Consider the following 17,658-nt stretch of genomic DNA (forward strand, 5'->3'; position numbering starts at 1 on the left):
GAGCCGCACGGCCATCGGCTCGACGCCGTCGGCGAGCAGCCGCGACACGAGCACGAGGTTGCCGCGCGACTTGCTCATCTTGTGGCCCTCGTAGCCGACCATGCCGCCGTGCGCGTGCACGCGGGCCGCCTGCCCGTCGCCGAGCAGGCGCAGGTGCGACGCGCTGCACTCGTGGTGCGGGAACACCAGGTCGGAGCCGCCGCCCTGCACGTCGTACGGCACGCCGAGCCCGTCGGCGGCGATGACGGCGCACTCGACGTGCCAGCCGGGCCGGCCGCGCCCCACACCCGGGGCGTCCCACGCCGGCTCGCCCGCGCGCTCGGCGCGCCACAGCAGCGGGTCGAGCGGGGACCGCTTGCCGGCGCGGTCCGGGTCGCCGCCGCGCTCGGCGCTCAGCGCGAGCATGGTGGCCTCGTCGAGGCGCGCGACCGTGCCGAACGCGGGGTCGGCCGCGAGGTCGGCGTAGACGTCGTCGCCGCCGTCCGGGGCGGGCACGCGGTAGGCCGCCCCGCGGTCGAGCAGCGTGCGCACGGCGGCGGCGACGCGGTCGACGGACTCGACGACGCCGCGGTACACGTCGGGCGGCACGACGCCCAGCGCGGTCATGTCCGCCGCGAACAGGGCGGTCTGGTCCGCCGCGAGGTCGCGCCAGTCCACGCCCGTCGCGGTCGCGCGCTCGAGCAGCGGGTCGTCGACGTCCGTGACGTTCGACGCGTAGGTGACCTCCTGGCCCGCGTCGCGCCAGGCGCGCCCGAGCACGTCGAACGCGACGTACGTCGCGGCGTGGCCCATGTGGGTCGCGTCGTAGGGCGTGATCCCGCACACGTACAGGCGCGCGGTCGGACCGGGAGCCGCGACGACGACCTCGCCGGTCGACGTGTCGAGCAGGCGGACCGGCTCACCGGTCCCCGGCAGCCGCGGGATCTGAGGGGCGGGCCAGGTCAGCACGTCGGGAAGCCTAACCGCCGTGCCGGGGAGCGGCGGACGCACAATGGGCGGGTGATGGAGCAGGGTGCGGCCCGCGGGGTCGACGACGAGGCCGACGACGGGACGCCGCGCGCGGCGCCGACCCGACCCGTGCGGGTCCGCGGGCGCGCGTGGGTCGAGCGCACGGGGACGTGGCTCCGTGTCGAGCCCGACGGCGACGGCATGCTCGACCTGGCCGCGCTGCCGACCGACGTGCGGACCACGTGGGTCGTCACCGACGACGAGGCGGGGCTGCTCACGGCCACGCGCGCGCTGGCCCCCGACGACCGCACGGTGCACCTGCTGGGGCGGCACCTGCACCGCGAGGGGCGGCCGCGCGCCAAGGTCGTGCGCGGCCACGACGACGCGATCGTGCTGACCGCGCCCACGGTGTCGTTCGTCGACCGCACGGCCGACGTGCACACCGGCTGGATCACGGGCGTCGTGCACCCGGGGCTCGTGCTCATGACCGAGCAGGGCGACGCGGGCGTGCTGGCCGCCGCGGCCGAGCGGCTCGAGGACGACCTGCCGGACCCCGACGACTGCGAGCACGCGGTGCTCGCGACGGTGCTGCTGACGCTCACGCAGGCCGCGGGGGACGTCGAGGCGGAGATCGGCGACGCGGTCGCGCGGGTCGAGCGCACGGTGTTCTCGCAGCACGCGCACCGCGACGTGCTGGCGGACCTGTACGACCTCAAGCGCGAGATCGCGGAGGCGCGGCGCGCGCTCGGCCCGGTCGCGACCGCGCTGCCCGAGCTGGTGGGCGCCGCCGAGGCGCACGCGCGGCGTCCCGAGTGGCTGCGGCGCGTGGAGGCGGCGGTGGACCGCATCGACCGGCACCTGGACGCGCACGACGCGCTGCTGGGCGACATGCTCGCGGTGCACCTCGCGCAGGTGTCGGTCCAGCAGAACGAGGACATGCGCAAGATCTCGGCGTGGGCCGCGATGATCACGGTGCCCACGCTGGTCGCCGGCATCTACGGCATGAACTTCCGCCACATGCCCGAGCTGGGGTGGACGTTCGGGTACCCGCTGGTGCTGCTGGCGATGGCCGGGGCGTGCGTCGCGCTGTGGCGCGCCTTCCGCCGCTCCGGGTGGCTGTGACGCGGTGGCCGTGACGCGTCAGACGCTCGTCAGCTCGGAGACCGGCTCGAGCACGCCCGTGAGCAGCAGCAGCACGACGAGCGCCGCGAGCCCCAGGCGGTAGTACACGAACGGCTTGTAGCTGAACGTCGACACGATCTTGAGGAACGCGATGATCACGACGTACCCGACGACGAACGCGACGAGCGTGGCGACGAGGGTCGCGCCGGCACCGGGCGTGCCCGCGGTGCCGAAGTCGCCGAGGCTCTTCACGAGCTGGAACAGGCCGGACCCGAAGACGGCGGGGATCGCGAGCAGGAACGAGTAGCGCGCCGCCGCCTCCCGCGTGTAGCCCATGAGCAGGCCGCCCGTGATCGTGCCGCCCGAGCGCGAGACGCCGGGCACGAGCGCGAGCGCCTGCCAGAACCCGAACGCGAGCGCGTGCCGGGGCGTCAGCTCGTCGAGCGCGCGCCGCTTCTCCCCCACCTTGTCCGCCCAGCCGAGCACGAGCGCGAACACCGCGAGCGTCAGCGCGACCAGCCACAGGTTGCGGAACGGCCGCTCGATCGCGTCCTGGAACGCCAGGCCCAGCACGACGATCGGCAGCGTGCCGAGCGTGATGAACCACGCCATGAGCGCGTCGTGGTCGACCGGTCCGCCCGCGGGCATGCCGAGCCGCGAGCGCCAGTCCGTGCCGTGGGCGCCGCGCACGGCGGCCCACCACGCCAGGACGATCCGCTTGATGTCGCGGCGGAAGTACAGCAGCACCGCGGTCTCGGTGCCGAGCTGCGTGATCGCGGTGAACGCCGCGCCGGGGTCGCCGGACCCGACCAGCTCCCCCACGATCCGCAGGTGCGCGCTCGAGGACACCGGCAGGAACTCGGTGAGCCCCTGGACCAGCCCGAGCAGGATCGACTCACCCGTACCGATGCCCGTCGTCACGAGGCGCAACGATAGCGCCGCGACCCCGCGGCACGTCACGCGTGGGACGCACGGCCCGCGCGGCTAGGGTGGCGCCCCATGGAGCACCGTCGTCTGGGCCGCACCGGTCTGCGCGTGTCGTCGCTGGCCCTGGGCACGCTGACGTGGAGCCGCGACACCGACGACCACGAGGCCACCGACCAGCTGCGCGACTTCACGGAGGCGGGCGGGACGCTCGTCGACACGTCCGCCGCGTACGCCGACGGCGGCGCCGAGGAGCTGCTCGGCACGCTGCTGGGCGACGTGGTGGACCGCGACGACGTCGTGATCTGCACCAAGGCCGGCGTGCGCCGCACCGCCACGGGCGGCGTGGTCGACGCGTCGCGCGGCGCGCTGCTCGACTCGCTCGACGCGTCGCTGCGACGGCTGCGTACCGACCGCGTCGACCTGTGGCTCGCGACGCCCGACCCCCGCACGCCGCTCGAGGAGACCGTCTCGGCGCTGCGTCACGCGGTGCAGGCGGGCAAGGCGCGCTACGTCGGGCTGTCCAACCACGCGGGCTGGCAGGTGGCACGCGCCGCGACGCTGCTCGAGCCGGACCCGGGGCTCGCGGCCGTCGAGGCCGAGTACTCGCTGCTGCAGCGCGGCGTCGAGCGCGAGGTGCTGCCGGCGTGCGCCGCGCTCGGCGCGGGCCTGGTCGCGTGGTCGCCGCTGGGCCGCGGCGTGCTCACCGGCAAGTACCGCCGCACCATCCCGTCGGACTCGCGCGCCGCGTCGGCGCACCTGGCCGGGTTCGTGCAGCCGTACCTCACGGCGGACGCCGCGGGCGTGGTCGACGCGGTCGTCACCGCGGCCGCGGGGCTCGAGCGCTCGCCGCTCGAGGTCGCGCTCGCGTGGGTGACGTCGCGGCCGGGCGTCGCGTCCGCCGTGGTCGGCGCACGCACCGCCGCACAGCTGCGCGGCGCGCTGGCGGTCGAGGACCTGCGCCTGCCGCCGGAGATCACGGTCGCGCTGGACGAGATCACGGCGCCGCCCGCGGGCTACCCGGAGCGCCCCGGGCGCTGACCGCACGTCGCGCGACGCGCGGGGTCTCGGCGGGCGGGCGCGGCGTCAGGCCCGCGCGTGCGCCGGGTCGTCGTCGAGGTCGAGCTCGTCGTCATCGTCGTCGTCGTCCTCGAGGTCGTCGTCGTCCTCGTCGAGGTCGTCCTCGTCGTCCTCCTCGGCCAGGTAGAACGGCGTCGCCTCGCCGTGCACCGTGCCGAGCGCGTCGTCGTAGACCTCGAACGCGTCGGCGAGCACGTCGTACGCGTCGTCGACGGCGGGGTCGTCGTCGTCGTGCTTGGCGGCGACGGCGGCGTAGTGCGCCTCGAGGGCGGCCACCAGACGGTCGAGGGCGGCACGCGGGTCCACGGTCATGGCACGACCGTAGCGCCGCGCGGGGCACAATGGCACCGCATCTGCACCGACGGGGCGGCCACCGCGACGGCCGGTCGCGCCGTCGTCACGACGCGACGGGACGAGGTGGGGCGATGACGGCACGCAGGCGCAGCGACTGGGCGACGCAGGGCGGGCAGTGGGAGTACCGCATGCTGACGATCCCGCGCAGCACGTCGCGCAACGACGCCCGGCGCATGCTCACCGACGAGGCCGAGTACGGCCGGTGGGAGCTCGCCCGCACACGCCTGTACGCCGGCGGCGAGCGGCGCGTGTGGCTGCGGCGCAAGATCATCCGGGTGCGCTCGACGCTGCCCGAGACCGTCGGCTGACCTGCGCCGACGGCCCCGGGCCCGGGGCCGTCGGCGCCGGCTCAGCAGCTCGCGAGCAGCCGGTCCAGGACGCGCGTGCCGAACACGAGCGCGTCGGCGGGGACGCGCTCGTCGACGCCGTGGAACATGCCCGCGAAGTCGAGGTCGGCGGGCAGGCGCAGCGGCGCGAAGCCGTAGCCCGTGATGCCCAGGCGGGACAGCGACTTGTTGTCCGTGCCGCCCGAGAGCATGTACGGCAGCACGGTGGCGCCCGGGTCCTCGGCGACGACGGCCGCGACCATCGCGTCGATGAGCGCGCCCTCGAAGGGCACCTCGAGCCCGGTGTCGCGCACGAGGTCCTCGGCGCGCACGTGCGGGCCGAGGAGCGTCGCGAGGGTCGCGTCGAACTCCTCGGAGCGCCCGGGCAGGAACCGGCCGTCGATCGACGCGGTCGCGCCGCCGGGGATGACGTTCTCCTTGTACCCGGCCGCGAGGCGCGTCGGGTTGGTGGTGTGCCGCAGCGTGGCGCCGACGAAGCGCGACGCCGGCCCGAGGGCGTCCACGAGCGCGTCGACGCCCTGCGGGTCCTCGGGGTCGAACGGCAGGCCCGTGAGGTCCGCGACGCCCTCGAGCAGCGCGCGCACGGTCGGCGTGAGCTCGAGCGGCCACGCGTGCTCGCCGATGCGCGCGACGGCCGCGGCGAGGTGCGTCACGGCGTTGTCGGTGTTGACCTGGCTGCCGTGGCCCGCGCGCCCCTGCGCGACGAGCCGCAGCCACGCCAGGCCCTTCTCGGCGGTCTGCAGCAGGTAGACGCGCCGCCCGGCGACGTCGACAGAGAAGCCGCCGACCTCGCTGACGGCCTCGGTCGCGCCCGCGAACAGCTCGGGGCGGTGCTCGACCGCCCAGTGCGCGCCGTACCGGCCGCCGGCCTCCTCGTCGGCGAACATCGCGAGCACGACGTCGCGCGCGGGCCTGCGCCCCTCGCGGACCATCTGCCGCACGACCGCCAGGACCATCGCGTCCATGTCCTTCATGTCGACCGCGCCGCGGCCCCACACCAGGCCGTCGCGCAGCTCGCCCGCGAACGGGTCGACCGACCAGTCCGGCGCGTGCGCCGGCACGACGTCGAGGTGCCCGTGCACGACCAGCGCGGGGCGCGACGCGTCGGCGCCCTCGAGGCGCACGACCACGTTCGCGCGGCCCGGTGCGCTCTCGAACAGCTCGGGCTCGAGGCCGACGTCCTGCAGCAGGCCGACGACGTACTCCGCGGCCGCGCGCTCCCCCGGCCCCGTGCCGTCGCCCGGGTTGGTGGTGTCGAAGCGGATCAGCTCGCGGCACAGGTCGATGACCTCGTCCGCGGCGGTGGGCACGGCCCCCGGCGCAGCCGCGGTCACGCCGACGCCCCCGTCAGGCCGCGACGCGCGAGCAGCGGCGCGATGTCGGGCGCGCGGCCCCGCAGGTCGGCGAACGACCGCAGCGGGTCGATCGACCCGCCGCGCGCGAGCAGCCGGGTGCGGAACGTGTCGCCGTTCTCGCGGCGCAGGCCGCCGTTCTCGGCGAACCACTCGACGGTGTCGGCGTCGAGCACCTCGGACCAGATGTACGCGTAGTACCCGGCCGAGTAGCCCGACCCGAAGACGTGGTTGAAGTACGTCGTGCGGTACCGCGGCGGCACCGGCGCGTACGCCAGGCCGACTGCCTCGAGCGCGGCGGCCTCGAACGGCTCGACGTCGTCGACGTCCGTCGGCACCTGCTCGGGCGTCAGGCGGTACCACGCCTGGTCCAGCAGCGCAGCGGCCAGGTACTCGGTCGTCGCGAAGCCCTCGCCGTCCTGGCGCGCCGCGAGCAGCGTCTCGACCCACTCCTCCGGCATCGGCTCACCGGTCTCGTGGTGCACCGCGAACGACCGCAGCACCTGCGGGTCCCACGCCCACATCTCGTTGACCTGCGACGGGTACTCCACGAAGTCGCGCGGCACGTTCGTGCCCGACTGCGACGGGTACCGCACGTGCGACAGCAGCCCGTGCAGCGCGTGCCCGAACTCGTGGAACACCGTGATGACCTCGTCCCACGTGAGCAGCGTCGGCTGGCCCGGCGGCGGCTTCGGCACGTTGAGGTTGTTGACGACGACCGGCGCGTCGCCCAGCAGCGTGGACTGCTCGACGAACGAGTTCATCCACGCGCCGCCGCGCTTGGCGGGGCGCGTCCACCAGTCGCCGAGGAAGAGGCCGAGGCCGCTGCCGTCGGCGTCGAACACCTCGAACACGCGCACGTCGGGGTGGTAGCCGACGAGGTCGTGCCGCTCGGAGAACGTCAGCCCGTACAGCAGGTTCGCGGCGTGGAACACGCCGTCGGCGATGACGTGCTCGAGCTCGAGGTACGGCCGCAGCGCGGACTCGTCGAGCGAGCGGCGCTCCTGCCGGACGCGCTCGGCGTAGTACGCCCAGTCCCAGGGCTCGAGCGTCGCGCCCGGGTGGTCGGCCCGCAGCGCGGCCTCGAGCTCCGCGCCCTCGGCGCGCGCGTTCGCGACGGCCGCGGGTGCGAGCCGCGCGAGCATCTGCGCGACCGTGTCGGACGACCCGGCGGTCGCGTCGGCCGCGACGTACGCGGCGTGGTGCTCGAAGCCCAGCAGACGCGCGCGCTCGGCCCGCAGCCGCACGAGCCCCAGGAGGGTGGCGCGCGTGTCGTGCTCGCCGCCAGCGCCGCGCGTGAGCGACGCGGTCATGACGCGCTCGCGCAGGCCGCGGTCGCGCAGCGACGACAGCACCGACTGCTGCGTGGGGAGCTGCAGCTCGAGCAGCCACGCGCCCTGGTGGCCGCGCGCGGTCGCGGCCTGCGCCGCGGCGTCGCGCGCGTCCTGCGGGAGCCCGTCGAGCTCGGCCTCGTCGGTCACGAGGACCGCGGCGGCGTTCGCACCCGCGAGCAGCAGGCGCCCGAACGCCGCGTCGAGCGACGTGATCTCGGTGTTGATGGCGCGCAGGCGCTCCTGGTCGGCCTCGGGCAGGCCGACGCCGGCGCGCGCGAACCGGCGACGCGTGCGGTCCAGCAGCCAGGCCGTGTCGGGCTCGAGCGCGGTGCCGTCGGCCTCGAGCCGGGCCGCGAGCGCCTCGACGCGCGCGTGCAGCCGCGCGTCGAGCCAGATCGCGTCGGCGTGCGCCGCGAGCTCGGGGGCGAGCTGCTCCTCGATCTCCTGCAGCCCGGGCGTCGACTCGGCGCCCGACTGCACGTAGAACGCGGACGCCGCGCGCGTCAGCAGACGACCGGTGCGCTCGAGCGCCTCGAGCGTGTTCTCGACCGTCGGCTCGGTCGGGTCGGTGGCGATCGCCTCGACCTCGGCAAGCTGCTGGGCCATGCCGGCGCGCACGGCGGGCAGGTAGTGCTCCTCGCGCAGCACGCGGAAGTCCGGCAGGCCGTACGGCAGGTCGGACTCGCGGGCGAACGGGTTGGCGGGGTCGAGCGGCAGCGCGTCGGAGGTCATGGCCCCATCGTCACAGATCGCGGGCACGGTCCGGGGCGGTCGGGCGCCGCGCGTCGTGCGGCGCGCGCGGCCCCGGACCGGAGCCGTGGGGCGACGGTCAGCGCGCACCCGAGGCCGCGGCGGGCAGGACGTCGGCCGGCGGCGTCCACACGTACCCGTGCGCGTGCGCGACGGGCGCGTGCAGCAGCGCGCCGGCGTGCGTCGTGAGCCCGCCCGCGAGCGCGGCGTCGGCCGTGACGGCGGCGCGCCAGCCGCGGTCCGCGAGCGCCGCGAGGTACGGCAGGGTCGCGTTGGTGAGCGCGTGCGTCGAGGTGACGGGCACGGCGCCGGGCATGTTCGCGACGCAGTACAGCACGGAGCCGTGCACGCGGAACGTGGGGTCGTCGTGCGTCGTGGGGCGCGTGTCCTCGAAGCAGCCGCCCTGGTCGACCGCGACGTCGACGAGCACGGAACCGGCGCGCATGCGGGACACGAGGTCGTTGCTCACGAGGCGCGGCGCACGGGCGCCGGGGAGCAGGACCGCGCCGACCACGAGGTCCGCGTCGAGCAGCTCGCGCTCGATCGCCCAGGCGGACGACGCCACGGTCCGGACGCGTCCGCCGAACAGGTCGTCGAGCTCGCGCAGCCGCGGCACCGACAGGTCGAGGACCGTGACGTCGGCGCGCATGCCGACGGCGATCTGCGCGGCGTGCGTGCCGACCACCCCGCCGCCGAGCACGACGACCTTGGCGCCGTCGACGCCGGGCACGCCGCCGAGCAGCACGCCCCTGCCGCCCTCGTTGCGCATGAGGTGGTACGCGCCGACCTGCGTCGCGAGGCGCCCGGCGACCTCGCTCATGGGCGCGAGGAGCGGCAGCGAGCCGTCGGGGAGCTGCACGGTCTCGTACGCGACGGCCGTGGTGCCGGCGGCGAGCAGCGCGTCGGTGCCGGGGCGGTCGGCAGCCAGGTGCAGGTACGTGAACAGCGTGAGGTCGTCGCGCAGGTACCCGTACTCCGCCGCGACGGGCTCCTTGACCTTGCAGACGAGCTCCGCGGCCCACGCGTCGGCGGCGGTGGGGACGATGCGCGCGCCCGCGGCGGCGTAGTCGGCGTCGTCGATCGCGGAGCCGGCGCCGGCACCGGTCTCGACGAGGACCTCGTGCCCGGCCGCGACGAGGTGCTGCGCACCGGCGGGCGTGAGGGCGACGCGGTACTCGCGGTTCTTGGTCTCGCGCGGGATGCCGACCTGCATGGGGCTGCTCCTGTCGGTGACGTCCCGCGGGCGGGACGGGCGGGTGGCGGCGCGGGGCGCCGCCGCTGGGGCGGGCGTGATCCCCGTCACGTTCGAGTGTGAAGTTCGTCTGTTGCCGACGCATGACGACGGGATGATCTTCGGTAACGTCGCCTCATGAGTGCCGAGGATTCGTCGGTGGTGCCCGGCGGTGCACGTGAGCGCCGAACACCGTTCGGCGTCCTCGACGACCTCGACCGTGCGCTGCTGCGCGAGCTCGAGCGCGACGGCCGCATCTCCAACAAGGACCTCGCCGCCCGCGTCGGCGTCGCCCCCTCGACGTGCCACGCGCGGGTCGCCGCGCTGCGGGCCCGGGGCGTGCTGCGCGGGTTCCACGCGGACGTCGACCCCGACGCGGTCGGCCGGGGCCTGCAGGCGATCATCGCGGTGCGGCTGCAGGCCGCGGCCCGCGCGCGGCTCGGCGCGTTCGCGCGCACCCTGGCGGCCCGCCCCGAGGTGCGCGACGTCTACCTGCTCGGCGGCACCGAGGACGTCATGCTGCACGTGGCGGTGCACGACTCGCGCGCGCTGCGCGCGTTCGTCGTCGAGCACCTGAGCACGCGCCCCGAGGTCGCGCACACGCAGACGAGCCTGGTGTTCGAGCACGTCCACGCCCCCACGACGGCGGTGTGAGCGTGCCGCGCGCGGTCCACCGCAAGCAGCGCGCCGACGCGCCCGCCGGGTTCTTCGCGTGCGAGGCGGCGGGCCTGCGGTGGCTCGCCGCCGCGGGCGGCGCACGCGTCGTCGAGGTGCTCGACGTCGGCGAGCACCACCTCGACCTCGTGCGCCTCGACCCGGTGGCGCCCACCGCCGCGGCCGCGCACGCGTTCGGCGCCGCCCTCGCGCGCACGCACGACGCCGGCGCGCGGGCATTCGGCGCGCCGCCCGACGGCTGGTCGGGCGACGCGTGGTTCGGCCCGCTCGACCAGCCCCTCACGATGACGACCGGCGAGCACGCGACGTGGGGCGCGTTCCTCGCCACGGAGCGCCTGGACCCGGTCGCCGCGACGCTGCGCGACCGGGGGCTCACGACACCCGCGGACGACGCGGCGTTCGCGCGGCTCGCCGACGCGCTGCGCGACGGCCGCTGGGACGACGACGAACCGCCCGCGCGCGTGCACGGCGACCTGTGGCAGGGCAACGTCGTGTGGACCGCCGACGGGGCGACGCTCGTCGACCCCGCGGCGCACGGCGGCCACCGCGAGAGCGACCTCGCGATGCTCGCGCTGTTCGGGCTGCCGCACCTCGACGCCGTGCTCGACGGCTACCGCGGCGCGCACCCGTTGCGCCGCGGCTGGCAGCACCGCGTCGGGCTGCACCAGCTCTACCCCGTCGCGGTCCACGCCGTGCTGTTCGGCAGCGGGTACGTCGAGCACACCCGACGCCTGCTGCACGCCGCGGCGGAGCGTTGACGGTCCTGCCACACCACCCGTCCGGTCCTGTCGCCGGGTCGACGCGCGTGCCACGCTCGGGCACGACCCCCGCCCCGGGGACGTCCGCGCCGGGAGGTCGCCAGGTGTCGTTCGGAGCCGTGCCGCCCACCGCGGACGAGATCCGGCGCGCCCTGGGCCCCGCGCCCGTGCGCCGGTCCCGCGTGCCGGCCCTGCTGACGACCGGCGCGCTGCTCGTCGCCGTCGCGCTCGGGGTCTCCTGGTGGGCGCGCACGTACGGCCCGGCCGCGCGGCCGCCGGCCGGTGTCGAGGAGAGCCGCACGCCCCTCTCGGCTCCCCCGCTGGTCCCGGCCGGCTCGGGCGCGTACGCGTTCCTGCAGACGCAGGACGACGGCTCGTCCCCCGTCGCGTGGAGCCCGTGCCGGCCGATCCACTGGGTGCTGCGCCCGTCCGGTGCGCCGGACGGCGGCGACGCGCTGCTCGCCGCCGCGTTCGCGGACGTCGCCGCCGCGACGGGCCTGACGTTCGTCGCCGACGGCCCGACCGACGAGGCCCCGGCCGACGAGCGCGGCGTGTACCAGCCCGACCGGTACGGGCGGCGGTGGGCACCCGTGCTCGTCGCGTGGTCCGACCCCGGCGAGCACGCCGCGCTCGCCGGGACGGTGGCCGGCAGCGCGGGCGGCACGTCGGTCACCGCCGACGGGTACGCCGTGTACGTGAGCGGTCAGCTCGTGCTCGACGCCCCGCAGATCGCCGACCTGCTGACGTCGCCGAACGGCAGCGCGGTGGCGCGCGCGGTCGTCACGCACGAGCTCGCGCACGTCGTGGGCCTGGCGCACGTCGACGACCCCGGCCAGCTCATGCACCCGACCGCGGACGTCCGGAAGGTCGCGCTGGGACCGGGCGACCGCGAGGGGCTCGCCCTGCTCGGCGCGGGCCGGTGCGCCCCGCACCTGTGAGGCGCGCCCTGCGAGGACCCCCGCACCCTTCGACCCGCGCCCTGTGAGGACACCGTGCAGGAACCGTGACGCGCACCACCTTCCCAGGTTCGCCGCGTAGCCTCCCTCGCGGACACCGACCCCGACCTCCGCAGGAGCCCGTCATCGCCAGGCCCATCGTGCTCGTCCACGGCACCCGCACGTCGTCGGCGATCTGGTCCCCGCAGGTCGACGCGCTGCGCGCCTCCGGGCACCCGACCCTGGCGATCGACCTGCCCGGGCACGGCACGCGGACCGCCGAGCGGTTCACGCTCGAGGGCGCGCTCCGCGCGATCGACGACGCCGTCACGACGTGCACCGAGCCGCCCCTGCTGGTCGGCCTGTCGCTCGGCGGGTACACCGCGCTCGCGTACGCCGGCCGGTACGAGCAGCGGATCGCGGGCGTCGTGCTCGCCGGCTGCTCGACCGAGATCCGCGGCAAGCCCGTCTCGCTGTATCGCCGCGCGGCGCACCACGTGACGCGCTGGCTCGGCCTCGGGCAGGGCACGTGGCCCGTCGTCACCGACATGCTGACGGCATTGGCGGGGTACTCGCCGCTGACCGACCTGCGCCGCGTGCTGCTGCCCGTGTGGCTCGTGAACGGCGCCCGCGACCCGCTGCGGCTCGACGAGCGCCGCTACCTGCGCGCGCGGCCCGGTGCCCGGCTCACGGTCGTGCCGCGCGCCGGCCACGACGTGAACTCGCACGCGCCCGCCGCGTTCAACCGCGTCCTGCTGGACGCGCTGCGCGAGCTCACGCACCGCACGCCGCAGCCCGTCTGACCCGCCCGCCGCACCCCTGCGGTGCGGGCCCGGCGACGCTGCCGACGGCGGATCCGCCCACGGCAGCGCCGACCCCCACGGCGTGCGCGGCGCGCGCAGGGTGGGGACATGACCACGCAGACCCGATCCAGCGCCTTCGACGACGAGCTGCTCGCGCGGCTCGCCCACGACCGCGTCCTCGTCCTGGGCACCGCGCTCGACGAGCACGTCGGCAACCGCCTGTGCCACCAGCTCGTGCTGCTCGCGACCGAGGACCCCACCGCCGACATCACGCTGTGGATCAGCTCGCCCGGCGGGTCCGTCGCGGCGATGCTCGCGATCCACGACGTCATGCGGCTCGTCCCCAACGACGTGCGCACCGTCGCGGTCGGCACGGCCGCGAGCGCGGGCCAGTTCCTGCTCTCGGCGGGCACGCCCGGCAAGCGGTTCGCGCTGCCCCACGCGCGCGTGCTGCTGCACCAGGGCTCCGCCGGGATCGGCGGCTCGGCCGTCGACGTCGAGCTGCAGGCCGACGAGCTGCGGCACACGCGCGACACCGTGCTCGGCCTGATCGCGGAGCACACCGGCCAGAGCGCCGAGCGCGTGCGCGAGGACTCGCTGCGCGACCGGTGGTTCACGGCGCAGGAGGCGCTCGCGTACGGGTTCGTCGACGCGGTCGCGGAGCGGCTCGCGGACGTCCGGCCGTCGGGCACGCTGCGCGGCGTCGTCGGCATCGGCGGGACGGGGTTCGGCGCGTGAGCGGCTACCTGGTGCCGAACGTGCTGGAGCGGCACGGCGCAGTCGACCGGTCCGTCGACGTGTTCAGCCGCCTGCTGTCCGAGCGGATCGTCTACCTCGGCACCGAGATCGACGACGGGGTCGCGAACGTGCTGGTCGCGCAGCTCATCCACCTCGAGGCCGAGTCGGCGGAGCAGCCGATCCGGCTGTACGTGAACTCGCCCGGCGGGTCGCCGTCGGCGATGCTCGCGGTGTACGACGCGATGCAGTACGTACGCCCCGCGGTCGAGACGATCTGCGTCGGTCAGGCCGCGTCGACCGCGGCGGTGCTGCTGGCGGGCGGCGCGCCGGGGCGGCGCGCGGTCCTGGCGCACGGCCGCGTGGTGCTGCACCAGCCGTCGACGCGCGGCGAGGGCACGATCCCCGACCTCATCCTCGCGGCGGACGAGGTGGTGCGCGTGCGCGGTCAGCTGGAGGAGGTGCTTGCGCGGCACACCGGCAAGGACGTCGCGACGCTGCGCCGCGACACCGACCGTGACCTGGTGCTCACGGCCGAGCAGGCGGTCGCGTACGGCATCGCGGACCACGTGCTCGCGTCGCGCGACGCGTGAGGGCGTCGGCGTCCGGGGCCGCCGGGGGTCCCGGACGCCGACGTGCGGCCTCGCCGCGGCGAGCGGCGCGTCAGGCGGCGAGCAGCGCGTCAGGCGGCGAGCAGCGCGTCAGGCGGCGAGCAGCACCGCGGCGGCGGGCGCCGCCGGTCCGGCGCCGCTGAGCACGTCCACGGTGGGGCCGCCGGTGAGGACGACGTGCAGGTCCCGGAGCGATGCGTCCCCGGACGACGCGGCCCCCGACCGCGCGTCCCCGAAGGGCGCGGAGGCCGTGGCGTCGACGACGGCCCCGCGGAGCACGAGCGCGCCCGGCTGGACGTCCCTGCGGTCGTCGAGCGGCTGACGGTCGAACGCGCGGCGGGCGTCGTCGCGGACGCCGTGCGCGCGGCCGTCGTGGTCCCGGTCCGTCCTGCTCGGTGCACGGTCGCGCGTCGTGCGTGCGTCGGTGTCGAGCGCGGTGGCGATGCCGTGCGCGAGGTCGACGAGGGTCAGCCCGAGCGCGTCGGTCAGCGCGGCGAGCACCTCGGAGGACGGCTCCTTGCGTCCACGCTCGACCTCGGACAGGTACTGGGGCGAGAGCCGCGCACGGGCGGCGACGTCGACGAGGCGCAGCGCACGCTGCTCGCGGGCGGCCCGCAGGAGCGCGCCGATCGTGCGCCGCCACGACGACGGGTGGCGGTGCACGGGCGTGAGCGTCACGGCACGGGGCTCCATGGCCCGAACCTAGCGACGCCCACCGCCGCGCGCGGGCCGATCCGCTGACGGCAGAACGCCGTCAGCGGGACGCCGGGGGCGGCGCCTCGCCGCCGCGGTCGGCCGTCGTCCGCTGCGGCGGTGGATCACCGGTCCTTCTCGGCGAGCTCGCGGAACTCGTCCGGCACCGTGTGCAGGCGCGGCATCGCGGCGGGCAGGTAGCCGACGGCATGGGCACCGAACCGCGCGCGCACGGCGTCGACGGAGCGGTCGACGGCCCAGCGCGCCGCGCCGTGCTCGGACCCGGGGCGGCGCGGGTCGTCGGGGTGCAGCGCGAGCTCGAGCTGGAGCGCCTCCTGCCCGACGATGCCGGTGACCGACACCGCGAGCAGCGTGATCTCGACGTCGCGGCCGGGCTGGTCACGGATGGCCTGCCACGCGAGCTGCTCGGCGACCTCGGTGAGGGTGAGCGTCGTCGCGACCGGGCCCGGCAGGGTCAGCGAGCGCGTGACGGACCGCATGCCGGGGAAACGCACCCGGACGGTCACGGTGCGCCCGGCGCGGCCCTTCGCGCGCAGCCGCCCGGCGACCCGGTCCGCGAGGTGGCTGAGCACCTCACGCACGAGCGCGGGCGTCGCGACCTGCCGCCCGAGCGCCGACTGCGCACCCACCGACCGCACGCGCCCGGCCCCCGCGACGCGGCGCGGGTCGTCGTTGTGCGCGAGGGCCGACATGCGTGCGCCGGTCGCGTGGCCGAGGATCCGCTCGACGGCGTCCGACGGGGTGCGGGCGAGCTCGCCGATGGTCGTGATGCCGCGCTCCGCGAGCCGCTCGCGCGCGACGGGCCCGACGCCCCACATGAGCCCGACGGGCAGCGGGTCGAGGAACGCGCGCTCGCGCTCGGGCTCGACGACGACGAGGCCGTCGGGCTTGGCGACCTGCGACGCGATCTTGGCGAGGTGCTTGGTGCGCGCGACGCCCACCGAGATCGGCAGGCCGACCTCGGCGCGGACGCGGCGGCGCAGCAGCGCCGCGATCTGCGCGGGCGGCCCGAACAGGTGCGTCGAGCCGGAGACGTCGAGGAACGCCTCGTCGATCGAGATCCGCTCGACCGCCGGCGTGACGTCGCCGAGGATCTCCATGACGCGGTCGGCGAGCGGCTGGTACTCGCGGAACCGCCCGGGCACGAACCGCAGCGCCGGGCACAGCCGCGCGGCCCGCCACCCCGGCATGCCGCCCGCGACGCCGTACGCCTTGGCCTCGTACGACGCGGCGAGCACCACACCGCCCTGCGCGCTGCCGCCGACGGCGATGGGGCGGCCGCGCAGCGTCGGGTCCAGCAGCTGCTCGACCGACGCGTAGAACGCGTCGAGGTCGGCGTGCAGGATCGTGGCCCCGGACATGACCCGAGACTACTCGAACACCTGTTCGACCGACAACGCCCCAACACACCCGCCCCCACCCCCGCCCGCCTGCCGAGCGCGGGGTTCAGCCGGTCACGGGGCGCGAGAAGCGGCCGAACCCCGCGGTCGACCGGTGCGAGAGGGTCGAGGCCGAGCGGGTACCGGGCGGGGTCAGGTCGACGAGGCGGCGGGTCCGCCGTCGGGCGTCCGGGAGTCGGCGGGACCGGCGGTCGCGGGCTCGCCGTCGGCCTGCGTGGCGACGACCCGCTCGCCGCGAGAGTCGTTCGTGGAGTCGCCACGGACGCCCTCGTCGCGCGCGTCGTCGGCGTCGTCCTCGCCCTCGTCCATCGGCGGGTCGAGCGTGCGCAGGTGCGAGTAGACCGCCCACGCCACGGCGACCAGCGGCACCGAGATCACGGCGCCGAGGATGCCCGCGGTGAGCGTGCCGGCGGTCACCGCGAGCGCGACGACCACGGGGTGCAGGGACACCTGCTTGCCCATGATGAGCGGCTGCAGCACGTGCCCCTCGAGCTGTCCGATGAGCGCGATCCCGACGCCCACGAAGACGGCCGACCACAGCCCGTTCGCGGCGAGCGCGACGATCATCGCGACGACCATGGCGGCCGGTGCGCCGATGAGCGGGATGAACGCGCCGATGAACACGAGCACCGCGAGCGGCGCGGCGAGCGGCACGCCCATGATCGTGAGCAGCGTGAACGCGAGGATCCCGTCGGTGAACGCGATGATCACGGTGCCGCGCGTGTAGCCGGAGAACGTGTACCAGCCGGCCGCTCCCGCGGTCATCCAGGTCTCGCGGTTGCGGGCGGGGAGCTGGTTGAGGAACCACGTCCACATCGACGACCCGCGCGCCAGGAAGAAGATCGTGCAGAAGATCGCGAGCGCGAGCGCGGTGAACCCGACGGCCACGGAGCCGGCGCTGGCCGCGGCCTGGCTCGCGAGGTCGCCCGCGTGCTCCTGGACCCACTTGAGCCCGTTGTCGATCCACTCGGCGATCTGCTCGTTCGTGATCGTGAAGGGCAGCGACCCGCTCTCGAGGTACTGGGTGATCTGGTTGATGCCGCTCGCGAACTGCTTGCTGAGGTTGTCCCACTGCGTCGCGATCGAGTACCCGACGTACGTGAGCATGCCGAGGAAGAACAGGATCCCCGCGAGCAGCGACAGCGCCGTCGCCAGGCCGCGCGGCATCACCCGGTCCATGACGTCGACGAGCGGCCGCAGCACGGCCGTGAAGACGAGCGCGAGGAACACGGCGACGAACAGCAGCGTGACGCGCGACGTGGCGTAGAACACGACGACCACCGCCGCGAGCACCACGAGCAGCCGCCACGAGACCCCCGCCGAGCGGCGCAGCCACCGCGGGGCCGTCTCCTCGTGGCCCGTGACGGCCGCGTTGCGCCGCCCGCCGGCGACCTTGCGTGCCGCGGGGCTGATGGCCCCGGCCGCCGAACGGGCCCCTGCTGCCTCGCCCATGCCCTGGACCTCCCGCCCGTCGTGAACGCCGTCACGTGCAGTCTGCCCCCGGCGGCGACCTGCGGCCCGACGACCCGCCCACGTGGTGCGGGCCGCACGCACCGGTGCGAGGACCGCCCCCGCACCGTGGTAT

18 protein-coding genes are annotated in these 17,658 nt (G+C 75.9%); 9 read left to right on the top strand and 9 right to left on the bottom strand.

Features of this window, described 5'->3' with window-relative positions; translation table 11 throughout:
• Positions 1 to 948 (bottom strand): class I tRNA ligase family protein (locus tag CS2_RS11540; protein WP_070320109.1); only part of this gene is annotated, 948 nt, incomplete at its 3' end.
• A 54-nt stretch (positions 949 to 1,002) separates the two neighbouring features.
• On the opposite strand from CS2_RS11540, the gene CS2_RS11545 reads away from it, so the two are divergent.
• Complete coding sequence (locus tag CS2_RS11545; RefSeq protein WP_070320110.1) at positions 1,003 to 2,070, top strand: CorA family divalent cation transporter; 1,068 nt, start codon at positions 1,003 to 1,005, stop codon at positions 2,068 to 2,070.
• 18 nt (positions 2,071 to 2,088) lie between these two features.
• Here the strand turns inward: CS2_RS11545 and CS2_RS11550 are convergent, their stop codons facing one another.
• Positions 2,089 to 2,991 (bottom strand): undecaprenyl-diphosphate phosphatase, encoded by a 903-nt coding sequence (locus CS2_RS11550; protein WP_046528521.1) that lies wholly within the window; start codon positions 2,989 to 2,991, stop codon positions 2,089 to 2,091.
• A 78-nt stretch (positions 2,992 to 3,069) separates the two neighbouring features.
• Between CS2_RS11550 and CS2_RS11555 the strand changes: the two genes are divergently transcribed.
• Positions 3,070 to 4,035 (top strand): aldo/keto reductase, encoded by a 966-nt coding sequence (locus CS2_RS11555; protein WP_046528522.1) that lies wholly within the window; start codon positions 3,070 to 3,072, stop codon positions 4,033 to 4,035.
• Between the two features lie 45 nt (positions 4,036 to 4,080).
• Here the strand turns inward: CS2_RS11555 and CS2_RS11560 are convergent, their stop codons facing one another.
• Positions 4,081 to 4,386, bottom strand: coding sequence for a primosomal protein (locus tag CS2_RS11560; RefSeq protein WP_070320111.1), 306 nt, complete (start codon positions 4,384 to 4,386; stop codon positions 4,081 to 4,083).
• 113 nt (positions 4,387 to 4,499) lie between these two features.
• Here CS2_RS11560 and CS2_RS11565 point away from each other — a divergent pair, with 113 nt between their 5' ends.
• Entirely contained in the window at positions 4,500 to 4,736 is a 237-nt protein-coding gene (locus CS2_RS11565) for a DUF5703 family protein (RefSeq protein ID WP_046528524.1), read from the top strand.
• 41 nt (positions 4,737 to 4,777) lie between these two features.
• Here the strand turns inward: CS2_RS11565 and CS2_RS11570 are convergent, their stop codons facing one another.
• The 3 genes from CS2_RS11570 to ald all read right to left on the bottom strand — a co-directional run bounded on the left by CS2_RS11570 (position 4,778) and on the right by ald (position 9,424).
• Positions 4,778 to 6,085 carry a M20/M25/M40 family metallo-hydrolase gene (locus tag CS2_RS11570; RefSeq protein WP_233421157.1) on the bottom strand — a complete coding sequence of 436 codons (1,308 nt, stop codon included), beginning with the start codon at positions 6,083 to 6,085 and terminating at the stop codon, positions 4,778 to 4,780.
• Positions 6,086 to 6,105: 20 nt separating this feature from the next.
• Positions 6,106 to 8,193, bottom strand: coding sequence for a M3 family metallopeptidase (locus CS2_RS11575; protein WP_070320113.1), 2,088 nt, complete (start codon positions 8,191 to 8,193; stop codon positions 6,106 to 6,108).
• Positions 8,194 to 8,290: 97 nt separating this feature from the next.
• Positions 8,291 to 9,424 (bottom strand): alanine dehydrogenase, encoded by a 1,134-nt coding sequence (gene ald / locus CS2_RS11580; protein WP_070320114.1) that lies wholly within the window; start codon positions 9,422 to 9,424, stop codon positions 8,291 to 8,293.
• Positions 9,425 to 9,580: 156 nt separating this feature from the next.
• Between ald and CS2_RS11585 the strand changes: the two genes are divergently transcribed.
• From CS2_RS11585 to CS2_RS11610, 6 genes are all read left to right on the top strand, one after another.
• Positions 9,581 to 10,096: an Lrp/AsnC family transcriptional regulator gene (locus CS2_RS11585; protein WP_070320115.1), complete on the top strand. Its 516-nt coding sequence runs from the start codon at positions 9,581 to 9,583 to the stop codon at positions 10,094 to 10,096.
• Entirely contained in the window at positions 10,093 to 10,875 is a 783-nt protein-coding gene (locus CS2_RS11590; protein WP_369691426.1) for a fructosamine kinase family protein, read from the top strand. Before CS2_RS11585 ends, CS2_RS11590 begins: the two co-directional genes overlap by 4 nt.
• Before the next feature lie 104 nt (positions 10,876 to 10,979).
• Positions 10,980 to 11,813, top strand: coding sequence for a matrixin family metalloprotease (locus CS2_RS11595; protein ID WP_070320116.1), 834 nt, complete (start codon positions 10,980 to 10,982; stop codon positions 11,811 to 11,813).
• A gap of 158 nt (positions 11,814 to 11,971) precedes the next feature.
• Positions 11,972 to 12,613 (top strand): alpha/beta fold hydrolase, encoded by a 642-nt coding sequence (locus tag CS2_RS11600; protein WP_070320117.1) that lies wholly within the window; start codon positions 11,972 to 11,974, stop codon positions 12,611 to 12,613.
• A gap of 108 nt (positions 12,614 to 12,721) precedes the next feature.
• Positions 12,722 to 13,351, top strand: coding sequence for a ClpP family protease (locus CS2_RS11605; protein ID WP_070320118.1), 630 nt, complete (start codon positions 12,722 to 12,724; stop codon positions 13,349 to 13,351).
• A complete protein-coding gene (locus CS2_RS11610; RefSeq protein ID WP_070320119.1) occupies positions 13,348 to 13,941 on the top strand; it encodes a ClpP family protease in 594 nt (197 codons plus the stop codon). Before CS2_RS11605 ends, CS2_RS11610 begins: the two co-directional genes overlap by 4 nt.
• A 108-nt stretch (positions 13,942 to 14,049) precedes the next feature.
• On the opposite strand, the gene CS2_RS11615 is transcribed toward CS2_RS11610, so the two are convergent.
• From CS2_RS11615 to CS2_RS11625, 3 genes are all read right to left on the bottom strand, one after another.
• Entirely contained in the window at positions 14,050 to 14,652 is a 603-nt protein-coding gene (locus tag CS2_RS11615) for a helix-turn-helix domain-containing protein (protein WP_070320120.1), read from the bottom strand.
• Positions 14,653 to 14,777: 125 nt separating this feature from the next.
• Positions 14,778 to 16,034 carry a DNA polymerase IV gene (dinB, locus tag CS2_RS11620; protein ID WP_070320121.1) on the bottom strand — a complete coding sequence of 419 codons (1,257 nt, stop codon included), beginning with the start codon at positions 16,032 to 16,034 and terminating at the stop codon, positions 14,778 to 14,780.
• Between the two features lie 171 nt (positions 16,035 to 16,205).
• Complete coding sequence (locus CS2_RS11625; protein ID WP_082740173.1) at positions 16,206 to 17,525, bottom strand: AI-2E family transporter; 1,320 nt, start codon at positions 17,523 to 17,525, stop codon at positions 16,206 to 16,208.
• Positions 17,526 to 17,658 lie beyond the last annotated feature (133 nt).

This window comes from Cellulomonas iranensis NBRC 101100 = JCM 18110, from assembly GCF_001552375.1.
Taxonomy (GTDB): Bacteria; Actinomycetota; Actinomycetes; order Actinomycetales; family Cellulomonadaceae; genus Cellulomonas; species Cellulomonas iranensis.